The following is a 26,398-nucleotide window of genomic DNA, read 5'->3' on the forward strand; positions in this document are numbered from 1 at the left end:
ATCAATTCGATCTCGTCGCGCTGACGGCCCAGCTCGGACGTGATCGAGCCGAACAGCTCTGGGTCGCGCTCTGAGAGAGACTGGGTGAAAAAACCGGTATCACGTAGATTGGCGTTCATGGGGGCTCCACAATGCTGGGATTTCTTGCGGATTTCCTATCGGAAACGGGACATCGGCAAAAGGCTTAAAGCGACGATTTGGCCAGCGGTGGCGTCAAGTCTGGTCTATAGGGGAAAGGTATGATTGTTTCGGAACCAAATGTGCAGCACTGGAAACCACAATAGATGATTCAAAGAATCGCTTTTCTTGCCAGCGACGCCAAGGTGGCTCAAACCGCACGCGACAAACTGGTCAGGCGCTATGGCAATGCGGCGCCGCGTGATGCCGGTGTAATTGTCGCGCTGGGTGGGGACGGCTTTATGCTGCACACTTTGCACAACATGCAGCACCTCGATACGCCCGTCTATGGCATGAATCGTGGAACAATCGGGTTCCTGATGAACGAGTTCCACGAAGAAGATCTGATGGACCGTCTTTCCGCCGCTGAAGAAGAGGTCATCAACCCGCTGGCAATGCGCGCGATGGATCAGTCCGGCAAGATTCATGAGGCGCTAGCCATCAATGAGGTCTCTTTGCTAAGGGCAGGCCCTCAGGCGGCGCGGCTGAGGATCAGTGTGGACGGTCGCGTGCGCATGGATGAATTGGTTTGCGATGGCGCTTTGCTGTCAACGCCAGCAGGATCGACGGCTTATAACTATTCCGCGCATGGGCCAATCCTGCCGATTGGATCGGATGTTCTAGCCCTGACAGCGATTGCAGCCTTTCGTCCGCGACGCTGGCGGGGCGCGCTGCTGCCCAAAATCGCCCAGGTGCGGTTCGATGTGTTGGACGCGGACAAGCGGCCGGTCATGGCGGATGCGGATTCAAATTCATTTCCGGATATTGATTGGGTCGAAATTCGATCTGAACCGGCGATCCGGCACCGTATCCTGTTCGACCCGGGCCACGGCCTGGAAGAGCGTCTGATTTCGGAGCAGTTCACCTAAATGAAAGGCCAGGTATGAATTAATCGCGCTTGTGTGAACCAGTTCACACGAATCCGATTAACATTAAGGTACTGTGAACTTGCCTGGAGAACACGCCATGGTGGAAGTGAGTGGCCATCAACGGCGGTTTCGAAATGAACGTGCAGTTTATGTGCGGGCGAGGGTAGGTGGTGCTACGCTCGTTATCGGATTTCTAGGCATATTTTAGAAAGCGGACCCCGGGTACAAAACCCCGGGGTCAATTTTTTTTGGACAACGTTTATTTAGAAGGACGTCCCCATTTTCTTCCACAATGGCAGGCACATTTGCCCCACCCGGTCTTCTATTGCCGCGGCGGCGTCTACCGCCATATCCTCGCGCCATCTGCGGGCTGCGATCTGGATGTTGATCGGCTGCGGCCCATGCGGCAGCTCGGCCAGCCGCGCCGGAACGCATGCCGCGGGCAGGCCGATGAAGTTCATCGCATAGGAATAGACCGCACAGCCCAGAACTTCATGCACGCCCTCGGCGCCCTCGGTGTCTCGGTCCGGTTTGAAGAACGGCTGTGGCAGGAATGGTGACAGGACCAGAGGATAGTTTTGCATGAACAGAGACCACTCGCGCGCATAGTGGCTGCGCTTGGCCAGCATTTTTATAAGGTCTGTGCCAACTATGGGTGGGAATTCCTGAAAGTAGACCTCGAATATGTCGCGGATTGTTTTTGATCCCGCAGCCTCGATATCGGCTTTCAACAAGGTCAAAACTTCGCCCATCAGGGCGCGGTACCCGCCACGACCAGCTTCAAAGTTATCGGGTGGTGCGACCTCTTCCACTACATAGCCTGCTTCGATCAATGCATCGCGTGCCGTATCCAGAGCCTTGTCGACTTCGGGATGCAAATCGTATCCAAAGGTCTGCTTGGTGAAGGCGACCTTGATCGGGCCGGTTTGGTCCTCACCCCGCCACGGCATCGGCACGTGAAACGGATCGCGCGGATCGGGCGCGATCAAGCTGGGCATGGACAGGTGCAGGTCCGCTGCGGAGCGCGTGATCAGACCCTGCACCGACATCGATTGTGCCAATATGCCCCGTTCTGCCGATTGGCTGGGATTCCACGCCGGAACACGACCCAGACCCGGTTTGACGGTAACCGCCCCATTGGCGGCGGCAGGAAATCGCAGACTGCCCCCTATATCGTTGCCATGGGCCAGCGCACCGATCCCAGCCATCACAGCTGCGCCCGCGCCACCAGAAGATCCCCCGGGCGAGATATGACGTCCCCAGGGGTTATGCGTGCGGCCATGCAGATCGTTGTCTGTGTCAGCACGGAATGAAAATTCGGGCGTGTTGGTGCGACCGATGACGATGGCGCCCGCCTTTTGCAGGTTGGAAACAACCGGCGCATCATCCGGGGCGATCACGTCTTTCAGGGCAACGACCCCATTCGAGGTCGCATGTCCTTTTTGATCGACGTTGATCTTGATGGTGACCGGCACACCATGCAGGGGGCCGGGCTGCTCTCCGTCACCGACCGCCTTGTCCAGATTTCGCGCACGGTCCAGCGCTTGTGAACTCAGATCTTCAACAACCGCATTCAGCGCAGGATTGACCTGTTGCATCCGGTCGATGGAGGCTTTGACGGCCTCTTCCGCGCTGATTTCCCTGTTGCGCGTCAACGCGGTCAGATCGGTGGCGTTCAGACGCCAGATGTCGGTTTCTGTCATGGGGCCTCACTGTCTTGGTCAGACAGTAGAGGCCCGGTGTCAGGTTGCAAGAGGCGGCAGGCGCGCCGATTTTCTACTGGGCGTAGCCGATGGATTTGAGGGCCTCGGTGATCTCGTCCAGAATCGCCGGATCGTCGATGGTGGCGGGCATCTTGTAGTCCTTGCCATCCGCAATCGAGACCATGGTTCCGCGCAATATCTTGCCCGACCGCGTCTTGGGCAGCCGGTCGACAACCACGGCCAGCTTGAAGGCAGCGACCGGTCCGATCTTTTCGCGAACCAACTTGACGACATCCTGAACGACGTCACCATGGTCGCGGTCACAGCCCGCATTCAGACACAGGAAACCAACCGGCATCTGGCCCTTCAGCTGGTCCGACACGCCGATCACGGCGCATTCGGCAACGTCAGGGTGTGCGGCCAGAACCTCTTCCATGCCGCCGGTGGACAGACGATGGCCGGCGACGTTGATCACGTCATCGGTGCGCGCCATGATATAAAGGTAGCCGTCCTTATCGACCATGCCCGCATCGCCGGTTTCATAGTATCCGGGGAAGTGGTTCAGGTACGAGCTTTTGAACCGGTCTTCGGCGTTCCACAGCGTCGGCAGGGTGCCCGGGGGCAGGGGTAGTTTCACCGCAATCGCACCCAGCTCTCCGGGTTTCATCGGGTGGCCGCCTTCGTCCAGAATCTGCACGTCGTAGCCGGGCATCGGCTTGGCAGGTGAGCCCAGCTTGGTTGGCAGCTCTTCAATCCCCAGCGGATTGCCCGCGATGGTCCAACCGGTTTCGGTTTGCCACCAATGGTCGATGACCGGAACGTTCAGCGCGTCTTTGGCCCATTCGATCGTGTCGGGATCCGCCCGCTCTCCGGCCAGAAACAGGGCTCGCAGGCAGGAGAGGTCGTATTCAGGGATCAATTCCCCCTTGGGATCTTCACGTTTGACCGCGCGGATTGCGGTGGGAGCAGTGAAGAAACTGCGAACATTATGCTCGGATATCACCCGCCAGAAGGTGCCCGCGTCTGGGGTTCCAACCGGCTTGCCCTCGAACACTATCGTGGTGTTGCCGTGGATCAGCGGCGCGTAGCAGATATATGAGTGGCCAACGACCCAGCCGACATCAGAAGCCGCCCAGAACACGTCGCCGGGATCCACGTTATAGATGTTCTTCATCGTCCAGTTCAGGGCGACCAGATGGCCGGCCGTCGGCCGTACGACCCCTTTGGGCGCTCCGGTCGTGCCCGATGTATACAGGATATAAGCTGGATCATTGCCATCGACAGGAACACATTCCGCAGGCTCAACACCGTACTGGAACCCGTGCCAGTTGAAATCACGCCCCTCGATCAAATGCGCAACCTCTTGTTCGCGCTGGAATATCACGCAGAAATCGGGCTTGTGGCTGGCAAGTTCGATGGCACCGTCAAGCAGCGGTTTATAATGCACCACACGGCCCGGCTCCATCCCGCAAGAAGCGGCGATGATTGCTTTTGGTTTGGCGTCATCAATACGGACCGCCAATTCGTTGCTTGCAAAGCCACCAAACACAACCGAGTGCACCGCACCCAGCCGGGCACAGGCCAACATCGCCTCAAGCGCTTCGGGGATCATCGGCATATAGATGATAACCCTGTCGCCCTTTTCGACACCTTTTGCCCGCAATGCCCCGGCCAAAGTGGCGACCCGATTGCGCAGTTCGACATATGAGATCTCGCGCTTGGTGTGGGTGATTGGGCTGTCATAGATGATGGCCGTCTGTTCACCGCGACCATTCTCGACATGGCGATCAACTGCATTCCAGCAGGTGTTGACCCTGGCATCACAGAACCATTCATAAAGAGGAGCATTGTCGTCAAACAAAGCCTTGCTGGGTGGCCGAACCCAATCAATTCCTTTTGCAGCTTCCATCCAGAATGCCTCTGGATCGGATTTCCAGCTCTGGTAAACGTCCTGATATGCCACTTTGGTCTCCTCCGAAAAATCCCTGCACCGTGTCTAGGGCGGGGTAGAGGGGGCAGACAAGCGGTCGAAGTGACGGGGCGTCACTTTATCGCAAAATATTTGCAGATGTATAAGAATTTCCCTGCTAATTTTTGCAAACCTGTGGGCAATTTATGGATTTTGCGCGCCGAATTCACAGTTTTGCAAAACTGCAAATGTATTGGTGCAAATATGAAGGAATCAGTCCGGGCACCTGTTTCGGTGCCCGGAGGGGATCCGTGACCCTTTACCCGTAATGAGCGACAGGCGTTCCTGCGATCGCCGCCATGTTCAGTAGCCCGCGTGCGGTGATCGAGGGGGTCACGATATGTGCCTTGTTGCCCATACCCATCAGGATCGGGCCAACTTCCAGCGCGTTGGCCTTCATCTTCAGGATGTTGCGCACACCGCTGGCGGCATCTGCGTGGGCAAATATCAGGACGTTGGCGACACCTTCTAGACGTGAATGCGGGAAGATGCGCGACCGCAGTTCAGGGTCAAGCGCTACGTCCAGATTCATCTCACCCTCATATGTGAAATCGCGCGGCTCCGAGTCCAGAATCTCCAAAGCGGCCCGCAGGCGCTTGCCCGAGCCTTCGGCCTGATTGCCGAATTGAGATTGCGAACAGAACGCGATTTTTGGCTCCAACCCGAAACGCCGGACATGACGGGCCGCGCCCAGGGTGGTTTCGGCAAGCTCTGCAGGCGTTGGTAATTGCCTCACATGTGTATCGGCGATGAACAAGGGGCCGTCCTCAAGAACCATCAGAGACAAAGCGCCATGTGCGCGCAGGTCGCCATTGGCCAACACCTGTTCGACATAGCTTAGGTGCCAGCGGTATTCGCCAAAGGTTCCGCAGATCAGGCTGTCGGCCTCGCCACGCTGGACCATGATCGCCCCAATGGCTGTGCTGTTGGTGCGCATGATGGCCTTGGCCAGATCAGGGGTGACACCGCGGCGCTGCATGATCTGGTGATATGAGGTCCAGTAATCATAGTAGCGATTGTCATGTTCCGGGTTCACGATCTGAAAATCCTCGCCGGGACGCACGGTCAGGCCCAGGCGCTCGCATCGCGCTTCGATGACTTCGGGACGTCCGATCAGGATCGGTGTTTCCGTGGTTTCTTCCAGAATGGCCTGAGCGGCGCGCAGCACACGTTCGTCCTCGCCCTCGGCAAATACTATTCGGCGCGACGCAGCTGCTGCGGCCTCGAAAACCGGGCGCATGATCAGGGCGGATTTGAAAACCGTCTGGTTCAGGCGCTCTTTATAGGCCTCCATATCTGGAATCGGACGCCTGGCAACGCCACTGTCCATAGCCGCCCGGGCCACTGACGAGGACACAACAGCGACGAGGCGCGGGTCAAAAGGTTTTGGGATCAGATAGTCAGGTCCGAAGGTCAGTTGCTCGCCCTTATAGGCGGCGGCGGCTTCTGCACTGGTCGTTGCCCGGGCCATATCAGCGATACCGTCTACGCAGGCGATCTGCATAGCGTCGTTAATTTCGGTCGCACCAACATCCAGGGCGCCCCGGAAGATGAAAGGAAAGCACAGAACGTTGTTCACCTGATTGGGAAAATCACTGCGACCGGTTGCGATGATCGCATCGGGGGCCACTTCGCGAGCTGCGTCCGGCAGAATCTCGGGCGTCGGGTTAGCCAGCGCGAAGATGATTGGTCTGTTGGCCATTTTCGCGACCATTTCGGGTTTCAGGACATTCGGTCCGCTAAGCCCCAGAAACAGATCGGCATCCCCGATCACGTCATCCAGCGTGCGCAGATCAGTCTTTTGCGCAAATTGGCTCTTGTGCGGGTTCATGTCCTCGGCTCGCCCTTCATAGACAAGCCCGTGAATGTCACACAGCCAGATGTTTTCGCGTTTCACACCCAGCTTCACCAGCATGTTCAGGCAGGCGATCCCAGCCGCGCCTCCGCCGGTCGAGACGATTTTGATATCCTCGAACTTTTTCCCGGCAACGTACAGCGCGTTCTTGGCAGCGGCGCCCACGACGATTGCGGTGCCGTGCTGGTCATCGTGAAAAACGGGGATGTTCATCCGCTCGCGGCACAGTTTTTCGACAATAAAACAATCGGGTGCCTTGATGTCTTCAAGGTTGATCGCACCGAACGTGGGTTCCAGCGCGCAAACGATATCGGCCAGCTTTTCGGGGTCGGATTGGTCAACCTCGATGTCGAAACAGTCGATCCCTGCGAATTTCTTGAACAGAACCGCTTTGCCTTCCATCACCGGCTTTGAAGCCAGAGCGCCTATATTGCCCAGGCCCAGCACTGCTGTTCCGTTCGAGACCACGCCAACAAGATTGCCCCGCGCAGTGTAAAGCTCGGCGTTGGATGGGTCGGCCTTGATTTCCAGGCTGGCCTCGGCGACGCCGGGCGAGTAGGCGCGCGCCAGATCCCGACCGTTGGCCATGGGTTTCGTAGCCCTGATTTCGAGCTTTCCAGGCTTTGGGTGAGCGTGATAATCAAGCGCGGCCTGTCGCAGGTTGGGAGTGTCAGACATAGGCAATTCATCTCCGTTCCGAATTTGGTTGAAGGGTTAAACTATTTCTGGCGCCTTGGCTACGTGACGTCACTTCATAAATGGATTTTTGCCAAACACGGCCGTAGGTTGAATTATGTTCTAATATGGTTACGGTCGCGCATCTTCATATTCGGCACCGCTTCCACAGGAGATCGAAGGCCCAAGATGACCCCGGAAAAACAATCTCAGCCGATACCCGTCACAACCGATACCAAGCGGTCCTTTGGGCTGGACCAGCCGCTGTTTCGTGCAGCGATTGGAGTTGCGTTGCTGATCTTGGTGGTCCTCTGTATCTGGCCGGTGCAGGCGATGTCCCTCAGCCATGAGGGCGGCCCGTTCGAATCCATTTCGGCCGCGGCGCTTGTTCTGGCCGGGGGCATTGCGCTTTTCCGGTATCGCGGGATTTCCCGTCTCTATATCGGTCTCGTCTGTTTGCTGCTGGCAGAGCGCGAACTAGCTGCGGATATCTATGCCGTAGATAGCCTGCCATATGGGATTCTGAATGGGCTGGACACGCTGCTCGATATGAACGCGGTTCGCGTCATCCTGGCTGTTTTGGCTCTGGGCGGCTTGCTCTGGCACGGGGTGCCAAACGGGTGGCGTGCGTTCAAGCAACGGGTCCCGTTTCTAATGGTGTTCTTTCTGGCCGGTATGTGTGCGGTGGTTGCGCAGGGGTTGGAAGAAGTCAGTGGCGCACTGAAAGACGACCTGTCGGACCAGATGATCATGCGTTTGTTTGTGTTGGAAGAAACGCTTGAGATGTTCTTTTCGATTGGCATTTTGGCTTCTGTTCTGATCGGATGGCCCAAAGCCACGACCGAAGAGAACTTGAATGACCAGCAATCAGACCAAAGCTGAGATTCGTCTGCCGACGCAGGAATTACGTGACGACATCCCGTTTTTTACCAAGGTACTGGGGATGCGGATGGATATGATCTATCCGGCTGATGACCCTCGGGTCGCCGTGTTCTCGGGGCATGGATTGCGATTACGGATCGAACAGGATGCACCCGAGGCGCCCGGAATGTTGCGCATTCTGACCGAAAATCCGGATGAGTTTGCGGCTGGCCAGCGCAGTTTGGTCGCGCCGAACGGGACGCGTGTTGAAATTGATGAACTGAACCCGCCGATGGTGATGCCGGATACCGTGCATTCCTTTGTCGTGCGCAGACTCAAGGATCAGGCCCCGTGGGTCATCGGGCGCGCCGGAATGCATTATCGCGATCTGGTACCCGATCGCTTGGGCGGGTCGATCATTGCCAGCCATATCCGCATTCCTGATGGCGGTCCGGTTCCAGACATGGTGCATTTCCACAAGGTCGGGTTTCAGTTGATTTTCTGCATCCATGGCTGGGTCGATGTGGTTTACGAGGATCAGGGCGACAAGATGCGCCTGACCGCCGGCGATTGCTTTATCCAGCCGCCCGAAATCCGTCATCGTGTGTTGGAAGCATCGGACAATGTGCAGGTGATCGAAATTGGTGTTCCTGCCGAACATGTCACCGAAATCGACCACGAAATGCAGTTGCCGACCCCGCAATACCGCCCGGATCGCGAATGGCAGGGCCAGCGCTTTGTCTACAACCGGGCCGAGGGGGCAGAATGGGGGCCGTTCCGTTTGCCGGGCTACATCTGTCGCGACACCACGATTGCCCAGAACACGATGGGTGTCGCAGGCGTTCAGGTGGTGCGTCGGGGGCAGGGTGACACCGCCTGGGCTACACATGATACCGATATTCATTTCACCTTCGTTATGAACGGTGAGTTGACGCTCGAAGGCGAGGGGCGCGACCCGTATCGGCTGGAACAAGGTGATGCCTTTGTCATTCCACCGGGCATGCGGACACGCCTGTCTGATCCGACCGATGATGTTGAACTGCTTGAGGTCACGCTGCCTGGCGTGTTCAATACGGTTCTGGATTAAGCATTTTGGCTCAGGAATTCTGCGCTCGGGGCTTCAATTCCCCGGGGGCTTTCATTTAGGGTATGACTTTCTGACCAGATGATCAAAAAATGGGGAATCGCCATGAGCTTGAAAGACGCAGCCTTGTCCGTGCGGGAAAACGCCTATGCGCCTTATTCCAATTTCAAGGTCGGCGCGGCGATCCGGTCCCTGTCGGGGCAGATCTACTCCGGTTGCAATGTGGAAAACGTGGCCTATCCCGAAGGCACTTGCGCCGAGGCCGGAGCCATTGCCGCCATGGTCGCTGCTGGCGAGCAGGAACTGACCGAGGTTTACGTGGTCGCGTCGTCTCCTCAGCCAGTACCGCCGTGCGGGGGGTGCCGCCAGAAACTGGCCGAGTTCGGCAAGCGTGACGTCAAGGTGGTATTGGCCAGCTTGGACGGGGCGGAGTTGAAAACCACTATCGGGGATCTGCTGCCAGGCGCATTTGACGCCTCGCATATGGAGGATGTCTGACCCCATGGACGCCCGCTCGATCATCGCAAAGTTGCGCCGCAAGGATATACCCTCCGCCGAGGAACTGCACTGGTTTGCCCAGGGGCTTGCCGATGGTGGGGTCAGTGACGCGCAGGCAGGGGCCTTTGCCATGGCGGTTTGCATGGGTGGGTTGGGTGCGCAGGGCCGTGCCGATCTGACCATTGCGATGCGCGACAGCGGCGATGTCCTGAACTGGGATGTGGAAGGTCCGGTAATCGATAAACACTCGACCGGGGGTGTGGGCGACAGCGTCAGCCTGGTACTGGCCCCCGCACTGGCCGAGCTTGGGGCCTATGTGCCAATGATTTCTGGCCGGGGACTGGGACATACGGGCGGCACGCTGGACAAGCTCGAATCCATCCCCGGTGTGACCACCCAGATCAGCCAGGACCGGCTGGTGCAGGTGCTGAACGAAACGGGGGCAGCCATTGTCGGCGCCACCGGGCAAATCGCGCCAGCGGACAAACGGCTTTACGCCATTCGGGATGTCACGGCGACAGTAGAAAGCCTCGACCTGATCACCGCGTCGATCCTGTCGAAAAAGCTTGCAGCCAGCCCGGATGCACTGGTGCTGGACGTTAAGGTTGGCAGTGGGGCCTTTATGAAAACCCTTGATGACGCGCACAATCTGGCACAGGCGCTGACTGAAACCGCCAACGCTGCAGGGTGTCGGACCTCAGCAGTCATAACCGATATGAACCAGCCGCTTGCCTCTGCGCTGGGCAATGCACTTGAGGTGGATGAGGTCATGAAGGTATTGACCCAAGCGCCTGACGCGCCGTTGGCTGTGATCTCTGCCGAACTGGGTGGGGTTCTGTTGGCTGACGCCGGTATGTTTGCCTCTTCAGAAGAAGGCCGGGACAAAATCGCCAAGGTCATCCGCGATGGCCGTGCCGCAGAACGGTTTGGCCGCATGATGGCCGCAGTTGGGGCACCCATTCACTTTGTCGACGATTGGTCGCGCTATTTGCCCGAAGCCAGCGTGATCCTGGAAGTGCCCGCTCTCGCTGCGGGCTATGTAACCACGATAGACGGAGAGGCTCTGGGCCTTGCGGTTGTCGAATTGGGTGGCGGACGTCAGGTTGAAAGCGATGTGATCGACCCTGCGGTCGGGCTGTCAGATCTGGTGCGACTGGGCGACCGGGTCGAAAAAGGCGTTCCATTGGCTGTCGTCCATGCCGCCCGCGAGGATGCCGCGCGACGTGCGGCTGATGCTGTTCAAAAGGCGATCACGCTTGGAACGGGTAAACCAGTGGTGCCATCCCTTGTCCACGAGAGGATCACGCCATGAGCCGCGCCTTCCTTGTGGTGATGGATTCTGTGGGTATCGGCGGCGCGCCCGATGCTGATCAGTTCTTTAATGGCGACATGCCGGATACTGGGGCAAACACTCTGGCCCATATCGCGCAGGCTTGTGCACAAGGTCAGGCGGAAGAGGGGCGATCCGGGCCTTTGCATCTACCGCATTTGGATGCGCTGGGGTTGGGTGCTGCGGCACGGCTGGCCTCGGGTGCGGAAACGCCGGGTTTGCTGGCCCAGCCGACAGGTCTGTGGGGCTGCGCCTGTGAGGATTCTCCGGGCAAGGACACGCCATCGGGGCATTGGGAGCTAGCAGGGCTGCCTGTGCCATGGGACTGGCATTACTTTCCAAATACAACACCATCATTTCCGGTTGATCTGAGCAAGGCCGCAGCAGAGGCCGCCGGAACCGAAGGGATTTTGGGGGATTGCCACGCCTCGGGCACCACGATCATCGCCGAATTGGGGGCCGAGCATATGCGAACCGGTTGGCCGATCTGCTATACCTCGGCCGACAGTGTCTTTCAGATCGCCGCGCATGAAGAAAGCTTCGGCCTAGACCGTCTGCTTGACCTCTGCCGCACGCTGGCCCCACGTTTGCACCAGATGAAAGTGGGGCGTGTGATCGCACGGCCCTTTGTCGGCTCGCCCGAACAGGGGTTCACCCGCACGACCAACCGCAAGGACTTTGCCATCGTGCCGCCCGCTCCGGTGCTGACGAACTGGTGTCAGGATGCGGGCCGCCGTGTTCATGCAGTGGGCAAGATCGGCGATATCTTTTCCATGCAGGGAATCGACACACTGCGCAAAGGGTCGGATGCTGATTTGATGGGTCATCTGTCCGATCAGGTCGATGAGGCCGAAGAGGGCAGCCTGACATTCGCGAATTTTGTCGAGTTCGACAGTCTCTATGGCCATCGGCGCGACATCAGCGGCTATGCCCGCGCGCTAGAATGGTTTGACCAAGAGATAGGTGCAATTCTGACCCGGTTGCGCCCCGATGACCTGATGTTGTTGACCGCTGATCACGGCAACGACCCAACCTGGATCGGCACCGACCACACGCGTGAGCAAGTACCTGTCCTGATTGCAGGGCAGGGTGCGGGGCAGATCGGTCAAGTCAAATTCGCCGACATTGCCGCCAGTATCGCGCATCACCTGAATATCCCGGCTCAAGGGCCGGGGCGGAGCTTTCTATGACTGTCGCTGACCTACCCAAGATCGAACTGCACTTGCATCACGAAGGTGCCGCGCCGCCTGCCTTCATCCGTCAGCTGGCGCATGAAAAGCGCGTCGACCTGAGCGGGATTTTCAAACATGACGGGTCTTATGATTTCCGGGATTTCGCCCATTTCCTCAGCGTATATGAGGCCGCCTGTGAGGTGCTGAAATCGCCCGAGGATTTCCGCCGTCTGACGTTGGCTATTCTTGAAGAAAGCGCGGCGAACGGGGTAGTTTATTCGGAAAGCTTTCTGAGCCCCGATTTCTGTGGCGGTGGCGATTTGGTGGCCTGGCGCGACTATCTAAGTGCCATTCAGGATGCCGCTGATGAAGCCGAGCGGAAGTACGATATCACTCTGCGCGGCGTGGTGACCTGTGTCCGGCATTTCGGACCCGAACAGGCCAAGCTCAGTGCATATTGTGCAGCTGAAACTGCGGGCGACTGGATTACCGGGTTCGGTATGGGGGGCAATGAATCCATGGGGGTTCAGGGCGACTATAAGTGGGCGTTTGACTGCGCGCGCGAGGCCGGACTGCGCCTGACCACCCATGCCGGAGAGTTCGGCGGGCCGGATAGTGTCCGCGATGCGATCCGTGATCTGGGAGTTGAACGCATCGGCCATGGCGTGCGTGCGATCGAAGATCCCGACCTTGTGCATGAGATCGTTGATCGCGGTGTGACGCTCGAGGTTTGCCCGGGCTCGAACGTGGTTCTAGGCCTGTTTCCCGACTTTGCCAGCCATCCGATTTCCAAGTTGCGCGAGGCAGGTGTCAAGGTCACCGTGTCCACCGACGATCCGCCGTTTTTCCATACCACAATGCGGCGTGAATATGAGATGTTGGCCAAAGCTTTCGGTTGGGAGGCCGAGGATTTTGCCGCCCTGAATGAAACCGCCCTGAATGCGGCTTTTTGCGATGAAGCGACCCGTGCGCGGGTCAAGAAAAGACTGGAGATATCATGAGCGAACACCTGACCGTCGTCGACCACCCGTTGGTGCAGCATAAATTGACGCTCATGCGGGACAAGGGCACTTCGACCGCCGAATTCCGTCAGTTGCTGCGTGAGATCACCTTGCTTCTGGCCTATGAGATCACGCGCGAAATGCCATTGACCACCCGGCACATTGAAACCCCGATGGAAGAGATGGACGCCCCCATCCTGGCAGGTAAGAAACTGGCGTTGGTCTCTATCTTGCGCGCCGGTAACGGAATGCTGGACGGCGTTTTGGAACTGATCCCCTCGGCCCGTGTTGGCTTTGTTGGCCTGTACCGCGATGAAGAGACTTTGAAGCCCGTCCAATATTACTTCAAAGCGCCCGAGGGGCTGAAGGACCGTTTGGTCATTGCTGTCGACCCGATGCTGGCAACCGGCAACAGCTCGGCCGCTGCGATTGATTTGCTGAAAGAGGCTGGCGCGACGGATATCCGTTTCCTCTGCCTGTTGGCCGCCCCCGAAGGTGTTGCCCGCATGAAAGAGGCGCACCCGGATGTTCACATCGTCACCGCCGCACTGGACCGTGAGCTGAACTCAAAAGGCTATATCATGCCAGGTCTGGGCGATGCGGGTGACAGGATGTTCGGGACCAAGTAAGCGGGCTTATCCGCCGCAGATATTCTGCAGCCGGACCCATTCGCGATCTGGCAGTATCTGTTGCAGAGGCTGGCCCGCCATCGGGTCGGCCTCGATCAGGCCCAGCACGGTTTCACCTGTGACGTCCGTCGCATAGGCAAAGGGGACCGAGGGCAAAGCTGCCTCGGCAAAAATTTCCAGCAGGTTCTCGTCTGGTACAGCCGGACGGGGTTCTGATAGAACTTCTTCGGTATAACTGTCGACAATCTGAGGTGTCAGCTCACCGGTTGTCAGCAGGCGGAACGCAGATCTGATGCCGGTCCGGTCCAGCAGATCATCCAGTGGGTCCTGTGCCTGCACACGTGCACGTTCCGCAAGGATGTGCCCGGCCACGACCGAGGGGTCCTCGTGATCTTCGACCAGAGATCGGTTCAACAGGACAATTCCACCCGGCAGGGTCAGGCTGGTCTGTACTCCGGCTGGTAGGATAACGATTGAGCGCACGCCCGTTCTTGCCGCCAGATGATCCAGTGCTTCCTGAGTGCCCTCGGACACGCAGGCGCGGCCTGACACTCTTTCGATGCGCCTCAGGATTGTATCGCCGATGTCGATACGTTTGATTTCGGGAACGACGGATACGACATGGTTTTGTAATGCTGACGGTAACCACAACAGCATGAGCGCGGCCACAGCAGCCACAACCCCGGCCACGCTGAACCACCGCAAACGCCCGGGGTGGGGGCGTGACCAGTCGATGGCACGCTGTAGACGGTCAATGGCTTCGATCATCGTGGTTTCGGATTGGGCCAGTTCCAACGTCTCTTGCGGGTCGCCATCCGGGTGGTAAATCGCAGGGAAAACACCGGGGTTCTGGCGCTCTAACGCAGCCAGCGACCAATGCGTCAGTGCCCGGTCGTTGAAATCCGATATCGTCAGCGTCGCTTCGCCAATCGACACAACAACCTCGCGCCGCTGAACATCGGGCGAGGGGCGCCACAGACCGGTGGCTTCGATCCGCTGGAACTGTTTCAGTGCCGTCATCGGGGTGATGTCTGCTCGTTCTTAATTGGAGCCAGCTTAACACGCTAAATTCAACCGGCGCAAACCTGTTGCGCGATGTTCAGGAAATGTGCTGGATACCTAGACGAGCGGAATATTCTGTTACCGCTCTCCATCATGCCGCGGGGAAAATGATGCAGGCGGACACCCAGACTTCACCGGTTTTGGCCTCGGTGCTGATGGTCAGTGCTATGGCAATCATCGGCGTGATTGATAATGTGGTCATCTTGGTGGCCGAAACGATCGGTCTGTGGCAGTTCCATTTCAGCCGGGCACTGCTCATGCTACCGTTGATAATGGGCCTGTCACTGCTTGGGCTGGGCCGCTTGCGCCCGATTAGGCTTGGCCCCGTGATCCTGCGTAGTGTTCTCATCACATTGGCCATGTTGTTCTATTTTGCCTCGCTTGCGCTGATGCCGATTGCGCAGGCGTTGGCGGGTTTGTTCACGTCGCCGATCTTTGTGCTGTTGATTACAACCGTCGCCATGAAGCAACGGATAGGCCCATGGCGTATTCTGGCCGTTGCAGTAGGGTTTGCCGGGATTTTGTGCGTGTTGCAGCCGAATCCCGGCGAGTTTGATGCAAAAACGCTGTTGCCGGTCGCCGGAGGGCTGTTCTACGCGTTCAGTTCAGTCATCACCCGAAGCCACTGCGCGCAGGAAAGCACGACGGCATTGCTGGCGGCTATGGTGACAACCTTGGGAGTGGCCGGAGCGGTAGGGCTGATCGTGTTATCCTTGTTTCCGGGGGTTCCGGTCGCTGGGCCGGAGGGCTTCGTCACCCGTGGCTGGGTCTGGCAAATGGGACCGGCAATTCCTTGGATTATAGTTCAGGCAATAGGGTCGACGATTGCGGTATTCATGCTGATCAAATCCTATCAGATCGGTGAGACCTCTTATGTGGCGGTGTTTGAATACTCGGTGATGATATTTGGACCCTTGTTCGCCTGGAGGGTCTTTGGGCAGAATATCGGTGTTCTGCAGATCCTCGGCATATGCCTGATCGCAACGGCCGGAGTTCTGCTGGCCTGGCGGTCCACGCGTCCCGCCGCTACAGAGGCCGCATCGTGATCATTTCGCGCGGTCGCTCTTATATCTTCGTCCACATTCCCAAAACTGGAGGGACATCTTTGTCGCTGGCTTTGGAACAGCGCGCGATGAAGGATGATATTTTGCTGGGAGATACGCCCAAGGCAAAGAAACGCAATAGGCGGATCAAACAGCTATCGGCGCGTGGCCGCCTTTGGAAACATTCAACCCTCGCCGATATCGAAGGTGTTCTTTCACCGGATGAGTTGTCGGGGATGACAGTCTTTACCCTGGTCCGAAATCCCTGGGATCGGCTTGTCAGCTATTATCACTGGCTCAAGGTGCAAGGCTTTGATCACCCCGCAATCGCGCTGGCCCGCGCCCATTCGTTTGAAGGATTTGTCTGCCACCCTGCGACGCAACAATCGCTCCGTCAGCATCCGGCGCGGCACTACGTGACGCGAGCCGATGGTATCGAGCAGTGCCAGTATTTCATCAGACTCGAAGCGTTTGATCAGGACGCAGAGCCTCTGTTTGACCACCTGGGGTTCCGGATCACGCTGCCGCATCTGAATCGTTCAGAGCGGGCGAAAGATTACCGAAGCTATTATTCAGCCGCATCACAAGAGGCCGTCGCCGAGGCATGCGCTGAAGATATAGACAGATTCGGATACTCTTTTGATTAGATGACAGAAATATAGTTTCCCTGCCGGACTTAATACCGGGCGATTACAGATCGTTGTTCCGTTTTTAGCGTTATCCAACGGGGTTTGGGACCCAAATCAGGCTCAAATGTGTCAAAATTTGGACGCGTGATCGGTTTGGATGCTAATGAATATCTATTGTTTTTGGTGCCAGCAGGGGGGGGAGGCACGTGTTTGAAGTAGTGAGTGACATGGGTATTTCAGATGTTCCGGAAAGCCGGACACAATTCGAAACCAGAGTAGAACTGAACGCGCGCCGTGGCGGCTTGATCCACGGGACCAGGGTTGCAACTGTCGACGGCTGGACGCCGATTGAAGACATTCAGCCTGGTGATCTGATCCGGACAGTCGAGAACGGCTTTAAGGCAGTAAGGCGCATTTCTGTCGATACGATTTCGGTTCCTACCGAAGAAAGTCGGATCGAGTATTTGCCAGTCCGCGTACCCCCAAGTGCCGTCGACAGCCCAGGTACGATTTGGATCATGCCTGAACAGGGTATAGCATTGGAGCATGGCACCGCAGATCTGACTGTTGTGGCAGCACGAAAGTTGAGCGGTTTGTTCCGCATCAAGTCGGACGTCCCGGCATCATCATTCGATGTCAGCGCACTGTTCTTTGACGAGGATGAAGTGGTCTATATGGAAGGCGGCATGCGCGCCTTCTGCCCGTCAGGGCGTTTCGGCGGCCACAGCGGCACAAGTGCGGGCTATCAAATTGCCGAAAGCGAAACAGCGGCGGAATTGGTCGAAGATATACGAACTGAGGGCCGCGTGGCAGCCCTTGCCAACCCGTTGGGTGCGCTGCCTGCACCCATCTCGCTGGAACAAGTTGTCCCTTTGAGACCCAGCAGGGGCGCGCGTCGCCCGGGTCGTCCGGGCCGACCTCTCCCAGTGATCTGAACGGCAGACCAACCAAACACGACAAGCAGGGTGCTGGCGTAAGGTCTCTTACGCCAGCACCAACTGTTTAGGCAGCCTTGGCTTCGGGGTTGAAACGCCCGTAGAAGCTTTGGCCTTTATCTGCCATCTCACGCAGCAGCGGCGGGCAGGTAAACCGTTCCCCATATTGTGCGGTCAACTGATCGCAGCGCTCGGCCGCATAAGGGGTGCCGATGATGTCCAGCCAGCTCAGTGGGCCACCTGACCAAGGTGCAAAGCCCCAGCCCAAGATTGCGCCGACGTCACCCTCGCGGATGTCTTCCAGAACGCCTTCTTCCAATGCGCGGACGGCCTCCAGAACCTGAGCGAACATCAGGCGTTCCTGCACTTCGATCAGGTCGGGCTGATCCTCTGCCAGCGGATACTTGTCCTGCAGACCCTTCCAATATTCGACGCGCTTACCTTTTTCGTCATAGTCGAAGAAGCCCGCGTTTGCCTTGCGGCCCAGACGGCCCTGTTCTTCCATCCAGAAGATCAGATCATCGGACGGGCTTTCAGGATATTCGTTGCCCATCGCGGCCTTGGTCGCGCGTGCGATCTTGGCACCCAGATCAATCGAGGTCTCATCAGTCAGCTGGATCGGCCCGACAGGGAAGCCCAACTGGCGTGCCGCGTTGTCGATCAGAACCGGGCTGACGCCTTCGGTCACCATCCGGGCACCTTCATTGATGTAGGGAATGATGCAGCGGTTGGCGTAGAAGAAGCGGGCATCGTTGACCACGATCGGCGTCTTGCGGATCTGGCGCACATAGTCCAGCGCCTTGGCCACTGCGCGATCACCGGTTTCCTTGCCTTTGATGATCTCGACCAAGAACATCTTCTCGACGGGCGAGAAGAAGTGGATGCCGATGAACTGATCCGCACGCACCGAAGCTTTGGCCAGGTCGCTGATCGGCAGGGTCGAGGTGTTCGAGGCAAAGATGCAGTCCTCGGGAATGATTGCCTCGACCTTTTTGGTCATCTCGGCCTTGACGCCCATGTCTTCGAAGACGGCTTCGATGATCAGGTCACAGCCCTTCAGATGATCAAGGTCAGGGGTCGCGGTGATGCGGCCCAGCATGGCCTCTTTCTTTTCAGCCGTAACCTTGCCGCGCTTCATACCTTTGTCCAGGTACGTCTCGGTATAGGCTTTGCCTTTGTCTGCTGCTTCCTGATCGCGGTCGACCAGAACAACTTCCATACCGGCCTGCGCCGATACAAGTGCGATACCCGCACCCATCATGCCAGCGCCCAGAACACCGATCTTCTTGACTGACTGATCCGGTACGCCCGCAGGACGCACGGCGCCTTTTTCCAAGGCTTCCTTGTTCAGGAACAGTGATCGGATCATGGCACCCGAAGACGGGTTCATCAGAACGGAGGTGAACCAACGGGCTTCGATCTTCAGCGCGGTGTCGAAATCAACCAGTGCACCTTCGTAAACAGCGCTTAGCAACGCCTTGGCGGCAGGGAACGCACCCTGGGTTTTGCTATTCACCATAGCCGAGGCGCCGACGAAGTTCATGAAACCGGCAGGGTGGTAAGGCGCGCCACCGGGCATTTTGTAACCCTTGGCATCCCAAGGCTTCACAATTTCCGCATCTTTGGCGTTCAGCACCCAATCTTTTGCTGCGGCAACTGGATCCTCGGCGATCTCATCGATGTAGCCTGCACTTTTCGCCTTTTTGACGTCCAGCATCTTGCCTTCCAGCAACAGCGGAGCGGCTGCAATCGCACCGACCTTGCGGACCATACGGGTGGTGCCACCAGCGCCGGGGAAGATGCCAACCATGATTTCAGGCAGGCCGTATTTCGCCTTTGGGTTCTCAGCTGCAAAGATGCGGTGCGTCGACAGCGGTAGTTCCATGCCAATGCCTGCGGCTGTACCGGGCAGGGCGGTTGCAATCGGCTTGCCGCCTTTCTTGGTCTTGGGGTCCATGCCCGCCAGCTCGATCTTGCGCAGCACGCCGTGCATATTCATGGTGCCTTCGAACAGGCCCTTGGCTGGGTTGTCGCCCGCCTGTTCTTTCATCACCGCAAGCAGGTTCAGGTCCATGCCACCGGCGAACGATCCTTCTTTCCCGCTGGTGATAACGATGCCTTTGATCTCGTCATCGGCAAGTGCCTGATCGATGCAATCGCTCAACTGTGCGAAGCCGTCAAAAGACATCACGTTCATGGATTTTCCTGGAACGTCCCAGGTGATAATGGCGACGCCGTCCGCGTCTTTGCTCAGAGTGAAATCAGTCATTGTCATCTCCAATCTGGTCAGCCGTTAGCGGGCTGCCATCTTTCCGGGTGAAGGAGAATCCGTTCTCATCATCCTTCACCATCATGTCTAAGTCGCTGTAATAGCCGGTCTCGTTCGGGGTCCGTGTGCCCACCACCAGAAAGGTCGCAGGCGCATCGGTGTTGTTCACAAGGTGATGGCCGTTGGCTTCACCTGCGGGCCATGCGGCGCAATCGCCGGGCTGCATTTCATGCTCGCCATCGTCGTCGATCAGCGTACAGGTGCCGCTTAGCATGATTGCAAACTCGTCCTGCTCCATATGGTAGTGGCGCAGCGAGGACATGCCTTGCGGTTCAAGCCGTACGATGTTGACCCCGTACTGGGTTAGCCCGCCCGCATCACCGAGGCGCTGAACAAAACGGCCTGCGGTCGCCTCGGCCAGCTTGCCGGGATAGGCCGAGCCGCCCTGAAACGGAATCTGAGAGAGATCCAGCTTGGGCATCAGACGCGCTCGATGATCGTTGCTGCACCCATGCCGGATGCGATGCAAAGCGTGGCTAGCCCGGTTTCCTTGTCCTGACGTTCAAGCTCATCCAGCAGGGTGCCGATGATCATCGCGCCGGTCGCGCCCAGCGGGTGGCCCATTGCGATCGAGCCGCCATTGACGTTGACCAAAGCCGGATCGACATCGAATGCCTGCTGGAAGCGCAGAACAACCGAGGCAAAGGCTTCGTTCACTTCGAACAGGTCGAGATCGCTGATTTTCATGCCGTTGTCGGCGAGGATTTTCTCGGTCACCGGAACCGGACCGGTCAGCATAATGGTGGGGTCGGTGCCGATCTTGGCCGTGGCCTTGATGCGTGCGCGCGGCTTCAGGCCGTATTTCTCGCCGAATTCCTTGTTGCCGATCAGAACTGCCGCCGCACCATCCACGATGCCCGAGCTGTTACCCGCGTGGTGGATATGATTGATCTTTTCCAGATGCGGGTATTTCAGCTTTGCGACGTTGTCGAAGCCGGGCATTTGCTCGCCCATCATCTGGAATGCGGGGTTCAAGCCACCCAGGCTTTGCATGTCCGTGCCGGGGCGCATGTATTCATCATGGTCCAGAATGGTCAGGCCGTTCTGATCCTTAACGGTGATGACCGATTTCGAGAACCGGTTGTCGTCCCACGCAGCTTTTGCACGGCGCTGCGATTCCATCGCCAGCGCATCAGCCTGATCGCGTGTGAACCCGTATTCGGTCGCAATGATATCAGCCGAGATACCCTGCGGAACGAAATAGGTGTTCATCGCCAGTGAAGGGTCAGCCGCAATCGCAGCGCCATCGCTGCCCATCGGAACACGGCCCATCATCTCGACCCCGCCTGCAATATAGGCGTCGCCTGCGCCGCCTTTGACCTGGTTGGCAGCTAGGTTCACAGCTTCCATGCCCGAGGCGCAGAACCGGTTGATCGCCAGCCCGGGGATCGATTCATCCAGATCAGAACCCAGCACTGCGGTTCGTGCCAGACAGCCGCCCTGTTCCATAACCTGGGTTACGTTGCCCCAGATGACGTCCTCTACGGCGTGGCCCTCTAGATTGTTCCGCTCTTTTACGGCGTTCAATGTCAGCGAGGACAGGCGCGCCGAAGTCAGCTCGTGCAGGCTACCATCCTTGCGGCCTTTGCCGCGCGGAGTACGCAGGGCGTCATAGATATATGCGTCGGTCATAGTTTTCTCCTTAAGCTCGATCCGGCACAGAGCCGGGCATCAGGTCGTAGGGGTGTTTCCAGCCAGGCTGCTGGGACAAGCGTGTCAGCCAGGCGTCGATATTTGGCCATTCGGTGCGGTCAAAGCCGAAGGGTTCAGGATAGTAGAGATAGCCACAGCAGCTGAGATCAGCATTGGTTACGCCGTCCCCAACGATCCAGTCGCGACCGTTCAGATGTGCATCCAGGACTTGATACGCAGCCTTCAGACGACCCTGGTTGAATGCGATCACGTCTGGGTTGCGATGTTCTTCCGGCAGAAAGTTGATCAAAAAACGGGTCAGGCCTGCCATCGAGCTGAGTTTGTGATTGTCCCACAGCACCCAGCGCAGTACCTCGTATTTCTCTTCCTGCGTCTTTCCTCCGAACATACCTGTCTTTTCAGTTATATAAGTCTGAATGGCCCCGGACTGACTGGTGCGAAAGTCGCCATCAATCATGACGGGCGCTTCACCCATTTCGTTGACAGTGGCACGAAATTCGGGAGTGCGTGTCACTCCTTTGAAGAAGTCGACTTCGACGGCTTCCCATTCTAACCCTGATAACTCCAGAGCCAGCGCCGCCTTGTACGAGTTTCCGCTGACGCCGAAACAATGCAGTTTGATGGTCATCATTTGCCTCCCTTGGCACATGAGTCAGTGCGATGTGCTGTATCATGTAGCCCGCCCTTTTTTGGGCGGGTCTGTTTTCTTATCGTTTGCGCTCTTCAAGTTCGGAATTGAAGATACGCAAACGGTGCGTCAGGCTCTCTTCGTCGATGACACTGTTGAAGTTCTCGAACAGGAATGACAGTGCCTCACCTTCGTCCAGACCAGCCTCGCGCGCGAACCCTCTGAGTTTGCGATAGCCGTCTTCGGTCATGGCGACCGGGAAACGGCGTGTTAGGCGAAATCGTTTTGGCATATCGAGCCTTTCGAATGGCCGGCCCCAAGATGGTTTGGGGCCGGTCAGAGATCAGAAGCTTGCCGCGTCCAGGCCCATGACAGTATCCGCACCGCTCTGGATGCGTGTCAGATGAAGACTGGTGGCTGGCAAGCGACGCGCCATGTAGAACTGGCCGGTGGTAATCTTTGTCTCGTAGAACTCGGTGTCCGAAGTCCCGGCTTCAAGTGCGGCATAAGAGGCTTTTGCCATCTGTGCCCACATCAGGCCCAGGCAGACATGACCGAACATGTGCATGAAGTCATTCGACCCAGCCAGCGCATGGTTGGGGTTCTTGGTGCCGCTTTGCATAAAGTACATGGCAGCGGCCTGCAGATCCTTGGAGGCCGCTTTCAGCGGTTCGATAAACGCCGTATCATAGGCTTCGTTCTGACCTGCGTTTTCCTTGCAGAAGTTTTTGACCATTTCGAAAAACGCCATGACGTGTTTGCCGCCATCTTGGGCAAGTTTACGGCCCACAAGGTCAAGCGCCTGAACGCCGTTTGCGCCTTCGTAGATCATCGCGATCCGGGCGTCGCGGGTATATTGCGACATGCCCCATTCTTCGATGTAGCCGTGGCCGCCATAGACTTGCTGGGCCTTGACCGTCATGTCATAGCCTTCGTCGGTCAGGAACCCTTTGAGGACCGGCGTCAGCAGTGAGATCAGGCCATCGGCGTCATCGTCACCAGAGCGGTGGGCCTTGTCGATCATGGTCGCTCCCCACAGAACAAAGGCACGGGCACCCTCGGTAAAGCTTTTCTGATCCATCAGGCTGCGGCGGATGTCGGGATGCACGATCAGCGGATCGGCTGGACCGTCCGGGTTTTTCGCACCGGTCACATCGCGGCCTTGCAGGCGGTCTTTGGCGTATTCCACCGCGTTCTGATAGGCCGCGTCGGCCTGGGACAGACCCTGCATGGCTACACCCATACGGGCTTCGTTCATCATGGTGAACATCGCGCGCATGCCTTTATGCTCTTCGCCCAAAAGATAGCCGGTTGCCTCGTCATAGTTCATGACGCAGGTCGAGTTGCCGTGGATGCCCATCTTTTCTTCGATGTTGCCGACCGATACGCCGTTGCGTTCACCCAGGCTGCCATCTTCGTTCACCATGAATTTAGGAACGATGAACAGGGATACACCCTTGATGCCTTCGGGGCCGCCCACGATCTTGGCCAGCACCAGGTGAATGATGTTGTCGGCCATGTCGTGTTCACCAGCCGAGATAAAAATCTTCTGACCGGAAATCTTGTAGGAGCCATCCGCCTGCGGTTCAGCCTTGGTGCGCATCAGACCCAGGTCGGTGCCGCAATGCGGTTCGGTCAGGTTCATGGTGCCGGTCCAATCGCAGCTAACCATGTTCGGCAGATAGGTTTCTTTCTGCTCTTGGGTGCCGTGCGCCAGAATGGCCGAGGCTGCGCCGTGGGTCAGACCTTGATACATGGTGAACGCCTGGTTCGAGGCGGAAAACATCTCGGCCACGGCAGAGCCGATGACATAAGGCATGTTCTGGCCGCCGAATTCTTCGGGCATGTCCAGGCCGGTCCAGCCGCCTTCCTTCATCTGACCGAATGCGTCTTTAAAGCCAGTAGGGGTATATACCACACCGTTTTCCAGACGACATCCTTCGGTATCACCGATTGTATTCAGCGGGTGCAGAACATTTGTCGCCACCTTACCGGCTTCTTCTAGGACAGCGCCGGTAAAATCAGGTTCAAGCTCGCTATAACCCGGGATGTCCGATCCCGATACATTGAGCACTTCGTGCAATACGAACTGCATGTCTTTGGTTGGTGCATTGTATACGGGCATTGGGAACTTCCTTAGTTTCGCTTGTCCGGTGGGTGGGTGCCGCCGGGGTTATTCTGCGGCCTTTTTGTCGCTCTTGATCGAGGCGATCACTTTCTCGCCCCATCTCAACTGTTCTTTTAGATCGTCAATGGCCTGGGTCAGCTCTTCACGCCGGGATTCCATATCGGCAAGCCGCTCGCACGCGATCTCATAGGTGCGGGTCATCTGTGTAACCTGCTGATCACCTACGTGATACAAATCAAGAAGCTGGCGAATTTCTTCCAGGCTGAAGCCAAAGCGTTTGCCTCGCAGGATCAGCTTGAGACGCGCCCGGTCGCTTTTGGTGAACAGTCGTTTCTGCCCTTCGCGGATCGGAAACAAAAGTTCCTTTGCCTCGTAAAAACGTAATGTGCGCGGCGTGACATCATAGGTCTCGCACATTTCACGAATGGTCATCAGATCTTCGGTCATGGTTTCTGCACTCTTGTAACTGGCCTTCGTTAAGCTGATTTGCGCAGTCGATGCGCGTCTTACAGCACGTAGATGCCGTTCACGTAACGCGAACGCTGCGTCACAAATAAGTTGACGTAACTTCCGTTCGCGTCAAGGTTTCTACTGCAGGGAATTTCAGGACGTCACGTCAGATCACCTTCCAGATGCAATTTTCCAAACACGGAAAAGCATGCTGAAAGGGTAAAAGAGCCCAGGAAGGGTCTGTTTTTGGCTTTGGCAAATCCGATAGTAAACGCGATCAACTGGGCAGCAATGCCTAGTCTAACAATTTCGCGGTCTGGTCACGCATTTGTTCCAAGGCATCTATGGCTTCATCCAACTGTTTTTTCTGATTGTTCAGTTCGACAAGCTGATGTTCGGCCATTTCGATGAAGGCCTTCATCTGTGCCTGATTCCCCTGATCTTCGTAGATCAGCAGCCACTGGCGGATATCTTCCAGTGGAAATCCGTATTTCCGTCCCCGCATGATCAGCGTCATCCGAGCGCATTCCCTAGGCCCGTAAAAGCGAGTTCGGCCTTCGCGGTCAGGCTGCAGAAGTTCGATATATTCATAGTAGCGCAGGGTACGTGGAGTCACGTCAAACTCGGCGCACATCTCTTTGAATGACAAACGGTTGTCGGGCATTCCTGGTCTCCTTCGAAACAGCGTAGGACGTGGCGACTTCAAGCGCAACAGGCGGGCTTGCTCTTTTGCTAGCCTGACGCTCATAAAGGGAGAAACAGAGAGGACACAAGTAGATGGTCGACAAAGCTGCTATAGCACGACAGTTTATTGAGGCCATTCCGCATGCCAAAGCTTTGGGTTTGACACTCACCAAAATGGGTAATGGCGAGGCCGAGATTTCGATGCCCTACAAGGCCGAACTGATCGGTGATCCACGCACGGGTGTGATCCATGGCGGGGCGGTTTTTGCCCTGCTTGACACCTGCTGCGGTTCCGCGGTCATGTGCCATCCTTCTTCGCCCGGCGCCACCGCGACAATAGATCTGCGGATAGACTACATGCGCCCGGCGACGCCAGGGCAGAGCATTACGACACATGCTGTCTGTTATCACATCACCAGAAACGTGGCCTTTGTCCGCGCAACTGCGATGGATGAGGACAAGGACCTGCCCGTGGCAACCGCCACCGGTTCATTCACAGTGGAGAGCCGATGATGTCACGACCTCGGCCCGAAGCCATGCAGCTTATCGAACAGCGTCGCGATGCAGCACTGAAGGCAATCGTGGATGGTGTTCCATATATTCAGTTTCTCGGAATCGAATTTGGCCGGCGGGGAAATGAGTTGACCGGGGTACTGAACTTTGACCAAAAGCTGATCGGAAACCCGATGCTTCCGGCGCTTCATGGTGGTGTGACGGCTGCCTTTCTGGAAGTAACCGCGGTTATCACCCTGAGTTGGGAGTATTTCTTTCCCCGGATCGAAAACGGCGAATTGGATGCCAGCACGGTCTTTCAAGATGAAACCATCATGTTTCCAAAAACAGTCGATTTCACCGTTGATTACCTGCGATCGGGCTTGCCTCGGGATGCCTATGCGCGTGCCTTTGTTCGCCGATTAGGGCGCCGGTATGCGTCGGTTCGTGTCGAAGCGTGGCAGGACAATCATCAGCGTCCTTTCGCACAGGCCAGCGGGCATTTTCTGATGCCGCAGTCCAAATCGAAAGCTGAGTAGATT

Annotated in this window: 25 protein-coding genes; 13 read left to right on the forward strand and 12 right to left on the reverse strand. The window is 57.3% G+C overall.

The window, feature by feature from the left end; genetic code table 11:
* Nucleotides 1-284 precede the first annotated feature (284 nt).
* A complete protein-coding gene (locus FN806_RS00005; protein WP_142632779.1) occupies nt 285-1,046 on the forward strand; it encodes an NAD kinase in 762 nt (253 codons plus the stop codon).
* Between the two features lie 263 nt (nt 1,047-1,309).
* Here the strand turns inward: FN806_RS00005 and FN806_RS00010 are convergent, their stop codons facing one another.
* The 3 genes from FN806_RS00010 to FN806_RS00020 all read right to left on the reverse strand — a co-directional run bounded on the left by FN806_RS00010 (nt 1,310) and on the right by FN806_RS00020 (nt 7,251).
* Nucleotides 1,310-2,749 (reverse strand): amidase family protein, encoded by a 1,440-nt coding sequence (locus tag FN806_RS00010; protein WP_142632781.1) that lies wholly within the window; start codon nt 2,747-2,749, stop codon nt 1,310-1,312.
* A gap of 73 nt (nt 2,750-2,822) precedes the next feature.
* Nucleotides 2,823-4,712 (reverse strand): propionate-CoA ligase PrpE, encoded by a 1,890-nt coding sequence (gene prpE, locus FN806_RS00015; RefSeq protein WP_142632783.1) that lies wholly within the window; start codon nt 4,710-4,712, stop codon nt 2,823-2,825.
* Nucleotides 4,713-4,977: 265 nt separating this feature from the next.
* Nucleotides 4,978-7,251, reverse strand: coding sequence for an NADP-dependent malic enzyme (locus tag FN806_RS00020; RefSeq protein ID WP_142632785.1), 2,274 nt, complete (start codon nt 7,249-7,251; stop codon nt 4,978-4,980).
* A gap of 186 nt (nt 7,252-7,437) precedes the next feature.
* Between FN806_RS00020 and FN806_RS00025 the strand changes: the two genes are divergently transcribed.
* From FN806_RS00025 to upp, 7 genes are all read left to right on the forward strand, one after another.
* Nucleotides 7,438-8,130, forward strand: a complete 693-nt coding sequence (locus FN806_RS00025) for a hypothetical protein (protein ID WP_142632787.1) — start codon at nt 7,438-7,440, stop codon at nt 8,128-8,130.
* Entirely contained in the window at nt 8,105-9,196 is a 1,092-nt protein-coding gene (locus tag FN806_RS00030) for a cupin domain-containing protein (RefSeq protein ID WP_142632789.1), read from the forward strand. Before FN806_RS00025 ends, FN806_RS00030 begins: the two co-directional genes overlap by 26 nt.
* 102 nt (nt 9,197-9,298) lie before the next feature.
* On the forward strand, nt 9,299-9,691 hold the full coding sequence (locus tag FN806_RS00035; protein WP_142632791.1) for a cytidine deaminase: 393 nt from the start codon (nt 9,299-9,301) through the stop codon (nt 9,689-9,691).
* 4 nt (nt 9,692-9,695) lie between these two features.
* On the forward strand, nt 9,696-11,003 hold the full coding sequence (locus FN806_RS00040) for a thymidine phosphorylase (RefSeq protein ID WP_142635061.1): 1,308 nt from the start codon (nt 9,696-9,698) through the stop codon (nt 11,001-11,003).
* A complete protein-coding gene (locus FN806_RS00045) occupies nt 11,000-12,211 on the forward strand; it encodes a phosphopentomutase (protein WP_142632793.1) in 1,212 nt (403 codons plus the stop codon). Before FN806_RS00040 ends, FN806_RS00045 begins: the two co-directional genes overlap by 4 nt.
* Complete coding sequence (locus FN806_RS00050) at nt 12,208-13,194, forward strand: adenosine deaminase (RefSeq protein WP_142632795.1); 987 nt, start codon at nt 12,208-12,210, stop codon at nt 13,192-13,194. Before FN806_RS00045 ends, FN806_RS00050 begins: the two co-directional genes overlap by 4 nt.
* Nucleotides 13,191-13,823, forward strand: coding sequence for a uracil phosphoribosyltransferase (gene upp / locus FN806_RS00055; protein WP_142632797.1), 633 nt, complete (start codon nt 13,191-13,193; stop codon nt 13,821-13,823). The genes FN806_RS00050 and upp overlap by 4 nt, the downstream gene beginning before the upstream one ends.
* A gap of 6 nt (nt 13,824-13,829) precedes the next feature.
* Here upp and FN806_RS00060 read toward each other — a convergent pair whose 3' ends face one another.
* Complete coding sequence (locus FN806_RS00060) at nt 13,830-14,843, reverse strand: hypothetical protein (protein WP_142632799.1); 1,014 nt, start codon at nt 14,841-14,843, stop codon at nt 13,830-13,832.
* Between the two features lie 152 nt (nt 14,844-14,995).
* Between FN806_RS00060 and FN806_RS00065 the strand changes: the two genes are divergently transcribed.
* From FN806_RS00065 to FN806_RS00075, 3 genes are all read left to right on the forward strand, one after another.
* Nucleotides 14,996-15,931, forward strand: coding sequence for a DMT family transporter (locus FN806_RS00065; protein WP_142632801.1), 936 nt, complete (start codon nt 14,996-14,998; stop codon nt 15,929-15,931).
* Complete coding sequence (locus tag FN806_RS00070; RefSeq protein WP_142632803.1) at nt 15,928-16,575, forward strand: sulfotransferase family 2 domain-containing protein; 648 nt, start codon at nt 15,928-15,930, stop codon at nt 16,573-16,575. The genes FN806_RS00065 and FN806_RS00070 overlap by 4 nt, the downstream gene beginning before the upstream one ends.
* A gap of 188 nt (nt 16,576-16,763) precedes the next feature.
* Nucleotides 16,764-17,492, forward strand: coding sequence for a Hint domain-containing protein (locus FN806_RS00075; RefSeq protein WP_246097113.1), 729 nt, complete (start codon nt 16,764-16,766; stop codon nt 17,490-17,492).
* 67 nt (nt 17,493-17,559) lie between these two features.
* Here FN806_RS00075 and FN806_RS00080 read toward each other — a convergent pair whose 3' ends face one another.
* From FN806_RS00080 to FN806_RS00115, 8 genes are all read right to left on the reverse strand, one after another.
* The gene (locus FN806_RS00080) at nt 17,560-19,761 is read right to left on the reverse strand and encodes a 3-hydroxyacyl-CoA dehydrogenase NAD-binding domain-containing protein (protein WP_142632805.1); all 2,202 of its coding nucleotides are present in this window, start codon (nt 19,759-19,761) and stop codon (nt 17,560-17,562) included.
* Nucleotides 19,754-20,242: a cupin domain-containing protein gene (locus FN806_RS00085; RefSeq protein WP_142632807.1), complete on the reverse strand. Its 489-nt coding sequence runs from the start codon at nt 20,240-20,242 to the stop codon at nt 19,754-19,756. The genes FN806_RS00080 and FN806_RS00085 overlap by 8 nt, the downstream gene beginning before the upstream one ends.
* Entirely contained in the window at nt 20,242-21,453 is a 1,212-nt protein-coding gene (locus FN806_RS00090) for an acetyl-CoA C-acetyltransferase (RefSeq protein WP_142632809.1), read from the reverse strand. Before FN806_RS00090 ends, FN806_RS00085 begins: the two co-directional genes overlap by 1 nt.
* A 10-nt stretch (nt 21,454-21,463) precedes the next feature.
* The gene (locus tag FN806_RS00095; protein WP_142632811.1) at nt 21,464-22,102 is read right to left on the reverse strand and encodes a glutathione S-transferase family protein; all 639 of its coding nucleotides are present in this window, start codon (nt 22,100-22,102) and stop codon (nt 21,464-21,466) included.
* A gap of 79 nt (nt 22,103-22,181) precedes the next feature.
* On the reverse strand, nt 22,182-22,394 hold the full coding sequence (locus FN806_RS00100; RefSeq protein ID WP_142632813.1) for a hypothetical protein: 213 nt from the start codon (nt 22,392-22,394) through the stop codon (nt 22,182-22,184).
* A gap of 51 nt (nt 22,395-22,445) precedes the next feature.
* Nucleotides 22,446-24,227, reverse strand: a complete 1,782-nt coding sequence (locus FN806_RS00105) for an acyl-CoA dehydrogenase C-terminal domain-containing protein (protein ID WP_142632815.1) — start codon at nt 24,225-24,227, stop codon at nt 22,446-22,448.
* 48 nt (nt 24,228-24,275) lie between these two features.
* The gene (locus FN806_RS00110; RefSeq protein WP_142632817.1) at nt 24,276-24,677 is read right to left on the reverse strand and encodes a MerR family transcriptional regulator; all 402 of its coding nucleotides are present in this window, start codon (nt 24,675-24,677) and stop codon (nt 24,276-24,278) included.
* A gap of 298 nt (nt 24,678-24,975) precedes the next feature.
* On the reverse strand, nt 24,976-25,344 hold the full coding sequence (locus FN806_RS00115) for a MerR family transcriptional regulator (RefSeq protein WP_142632819.1): 369 nt from the start codon (nt 25,342-25,344) through the stop codon (nt 24,976-24,978).
* A gap of 113 nt (nt 25,345-25,457) precedes the next feature.
* Between FN806_RS00115 and FN806_RS00120 the strand changes: the two genes are divergently transcribed.
* Together FN806_RS00120 and FN806_RS00125 are read left to right on the forward strand one after the other, a co-directional pair.
* The gene (locus FN806_RS00120; RefSeq protein ID WP_142632821.1) at nt 25,458-25,877 is read left to right on the forward strand and encodes a PaaI family thioesterase; all 420 of its coding nucleotides are present in this window, start codon (nt 25,458-25,460) and stop codon (nt 25,875-25,877) included.
* Entirely contained in the window at nt 25,877-26,395 is a 519-nt protein-coding gene (locus FN806_RS00125; protein WP_142632823.1) for a PaaI family thioesterase, read from the forward strand. Before FN806_RS00120 ends, FN806_RS00125 begins: the two co-directional genes overlap by 1 nt.
* Nucleotides 26,396-26,398 lie beyond the last annotated feature (3 nt).

The organism is Ruegeria faecimaris, from assembly GCF_900182615.1.
Taxonomy (GTDB): domain Bacteria; phylum Pseudomonadota; class Alphaproteobacteria; order Rhodobacterales; family Rhodobacteraceae; genus Ruegeria; species Ruegeria faecimaris.

Coding starts and splice junctions, on each gene's coding strand:
- FN806_RS00125 (WP_142632823.1), top strand. CDS start 25,877: ATGTCACGACCTCGGCCCGAAGCCATGCAGCTTATCGAACAGCGTCGC.
- FN806_RS00060 (WP_142632799.1), bottom strand. CDS start 14,843: ATGACGGCACTGAAACAGTTCCAGCGGATCGAAGCCACCGGTCTGTGG.
- FN806_RS00010 (WP_142632781.1), bottom strand. CDS start 2,749: ATGACAGAAACCGACATCTGGCGTCTGAACGCCACCGATCTGACCGCG.
- FN806_RS00120 (WP_142632821.1), top strand. CDS start 25,458: ATGGTCGACAAAGCTGCTATAGCACGACAGTTTATTGAGGCCATTCCG.
- FN806_RS00090 (WP_142632809.1), bottom strand. CDS start 21,453: ATGACCGACGCATATATCTATGACGCCCTGCGTACTCCGCGCGGCAAA.
- upp (WP_142632797.1), top strand. CDS start 13,191: ATGAGCGAACACCTGACCGTCGTCGACCACCCGTTGGTGCAGCATAAA.
- FN806_RS00085 (WP_142632807.1), bottom strand. CDS start 20,242: ATGCCCAAGCTGGATCTCTCTCAGATTCCGTTTCAGGGCGGCTCGGCC.
- FN806_RS00040 (WP_142635061.1), top strand. CDS start 9,696: ATGGACGCCCGCTCGATCATCGCAAAGTTGCGCCGCAAGGATATACCC.
- FN806_RS00050 (WP_142632795.1), top strand. CDS start 12,208: ATGACTGTCGCTGACCTACCCAAGATCGAACTGCACTTGCATCACGAA.
- FN806_RS00005 (WP_142632779.1), top strand. CDS start 285: ATGATTCAAAGAATCGCTTTTCTTGCCAGCGACGCCAAGGTGGCTCAA.
- FN806_RS00035 (WP_142632791.1), top strand. CDS start 9,299: ATGAGCTTGAAAGACGCAGCCTTGTCCGTGCGGGAAAACGCCTATGCG.
- FN806_RS00100 (WP_142632813.1), bottom strand. CDS start 22,394: ATGCCAAAACGATTTCGCCTAACACGCCGTTTCCCGGTCGCCATGACC.
- FN806_RS00080 (WP_142632805.1), bottom strand. CDS start 19,761: ATGACTGATTTCACTCTGAGCAAAGACGCGGACGGCGTCGCCATTATC.
- FN806_RS00110 (WP_142632817.1), bottom strand. CDS start 24,677: ATGACCGAAGATCTGATGACCATTCGTGAAATGTGCGAGACCTATGAT.
- FN806_RS00025 (WP_142632787.1), top strand. CDS start 7,438: ATGACCCCGGAAAAACAATCTCAGCCGATACCCGTCACAACCGATACC.
- FN806_RS00065 (WP_142632801.1), top strand. CDS start 14,996: ATGCAGGCGGACACCCAGACTTCACCGGTTTTGGCCTCGGTGCTGATG.
- FN806_RS00030 (WP_142632789.1), top strand. CDS start 8,105: ATGACCAGCAATCAGACCAAAGCTGAGATTCGTCTGCCGACGCAGGAA.
- FN806_RS00020 (WP_142632785.1), bottom strand. CDS start 7,251: ATGTCTGACACTCCCAACCTGCGACAGGCCGCGCTTGATTATCACGCT.
- FN806_RS00095 (WP_142632811.1), bottom strand. CDS start 22,102: ATGACCATCAAACTGCATTGTTTCGGCGTCAGCGGAAACTCGTACAAG.
- FN806_RS00105 (WP_142632815.1), bottom strand. CDS start 24,227: ATGCCCGTATACAATGCACCAACCAAAGACATGCAGTTCGTATTGCAC.
- FN806_RS00115 (WP_142632819.1), bottom strand. CDS start 25,344: ATGCCCGACAACCGTTTGTCATTCAAAGAGATGTGCGCCGAGTTTGAC.
- FN806_RS00045 (WP_142632793.1), top strand. CDS start 11,000: ATGAGCCGCGCCTTCCTTGTGGTGATGGATTCTGTGGGTATCGGCGGC.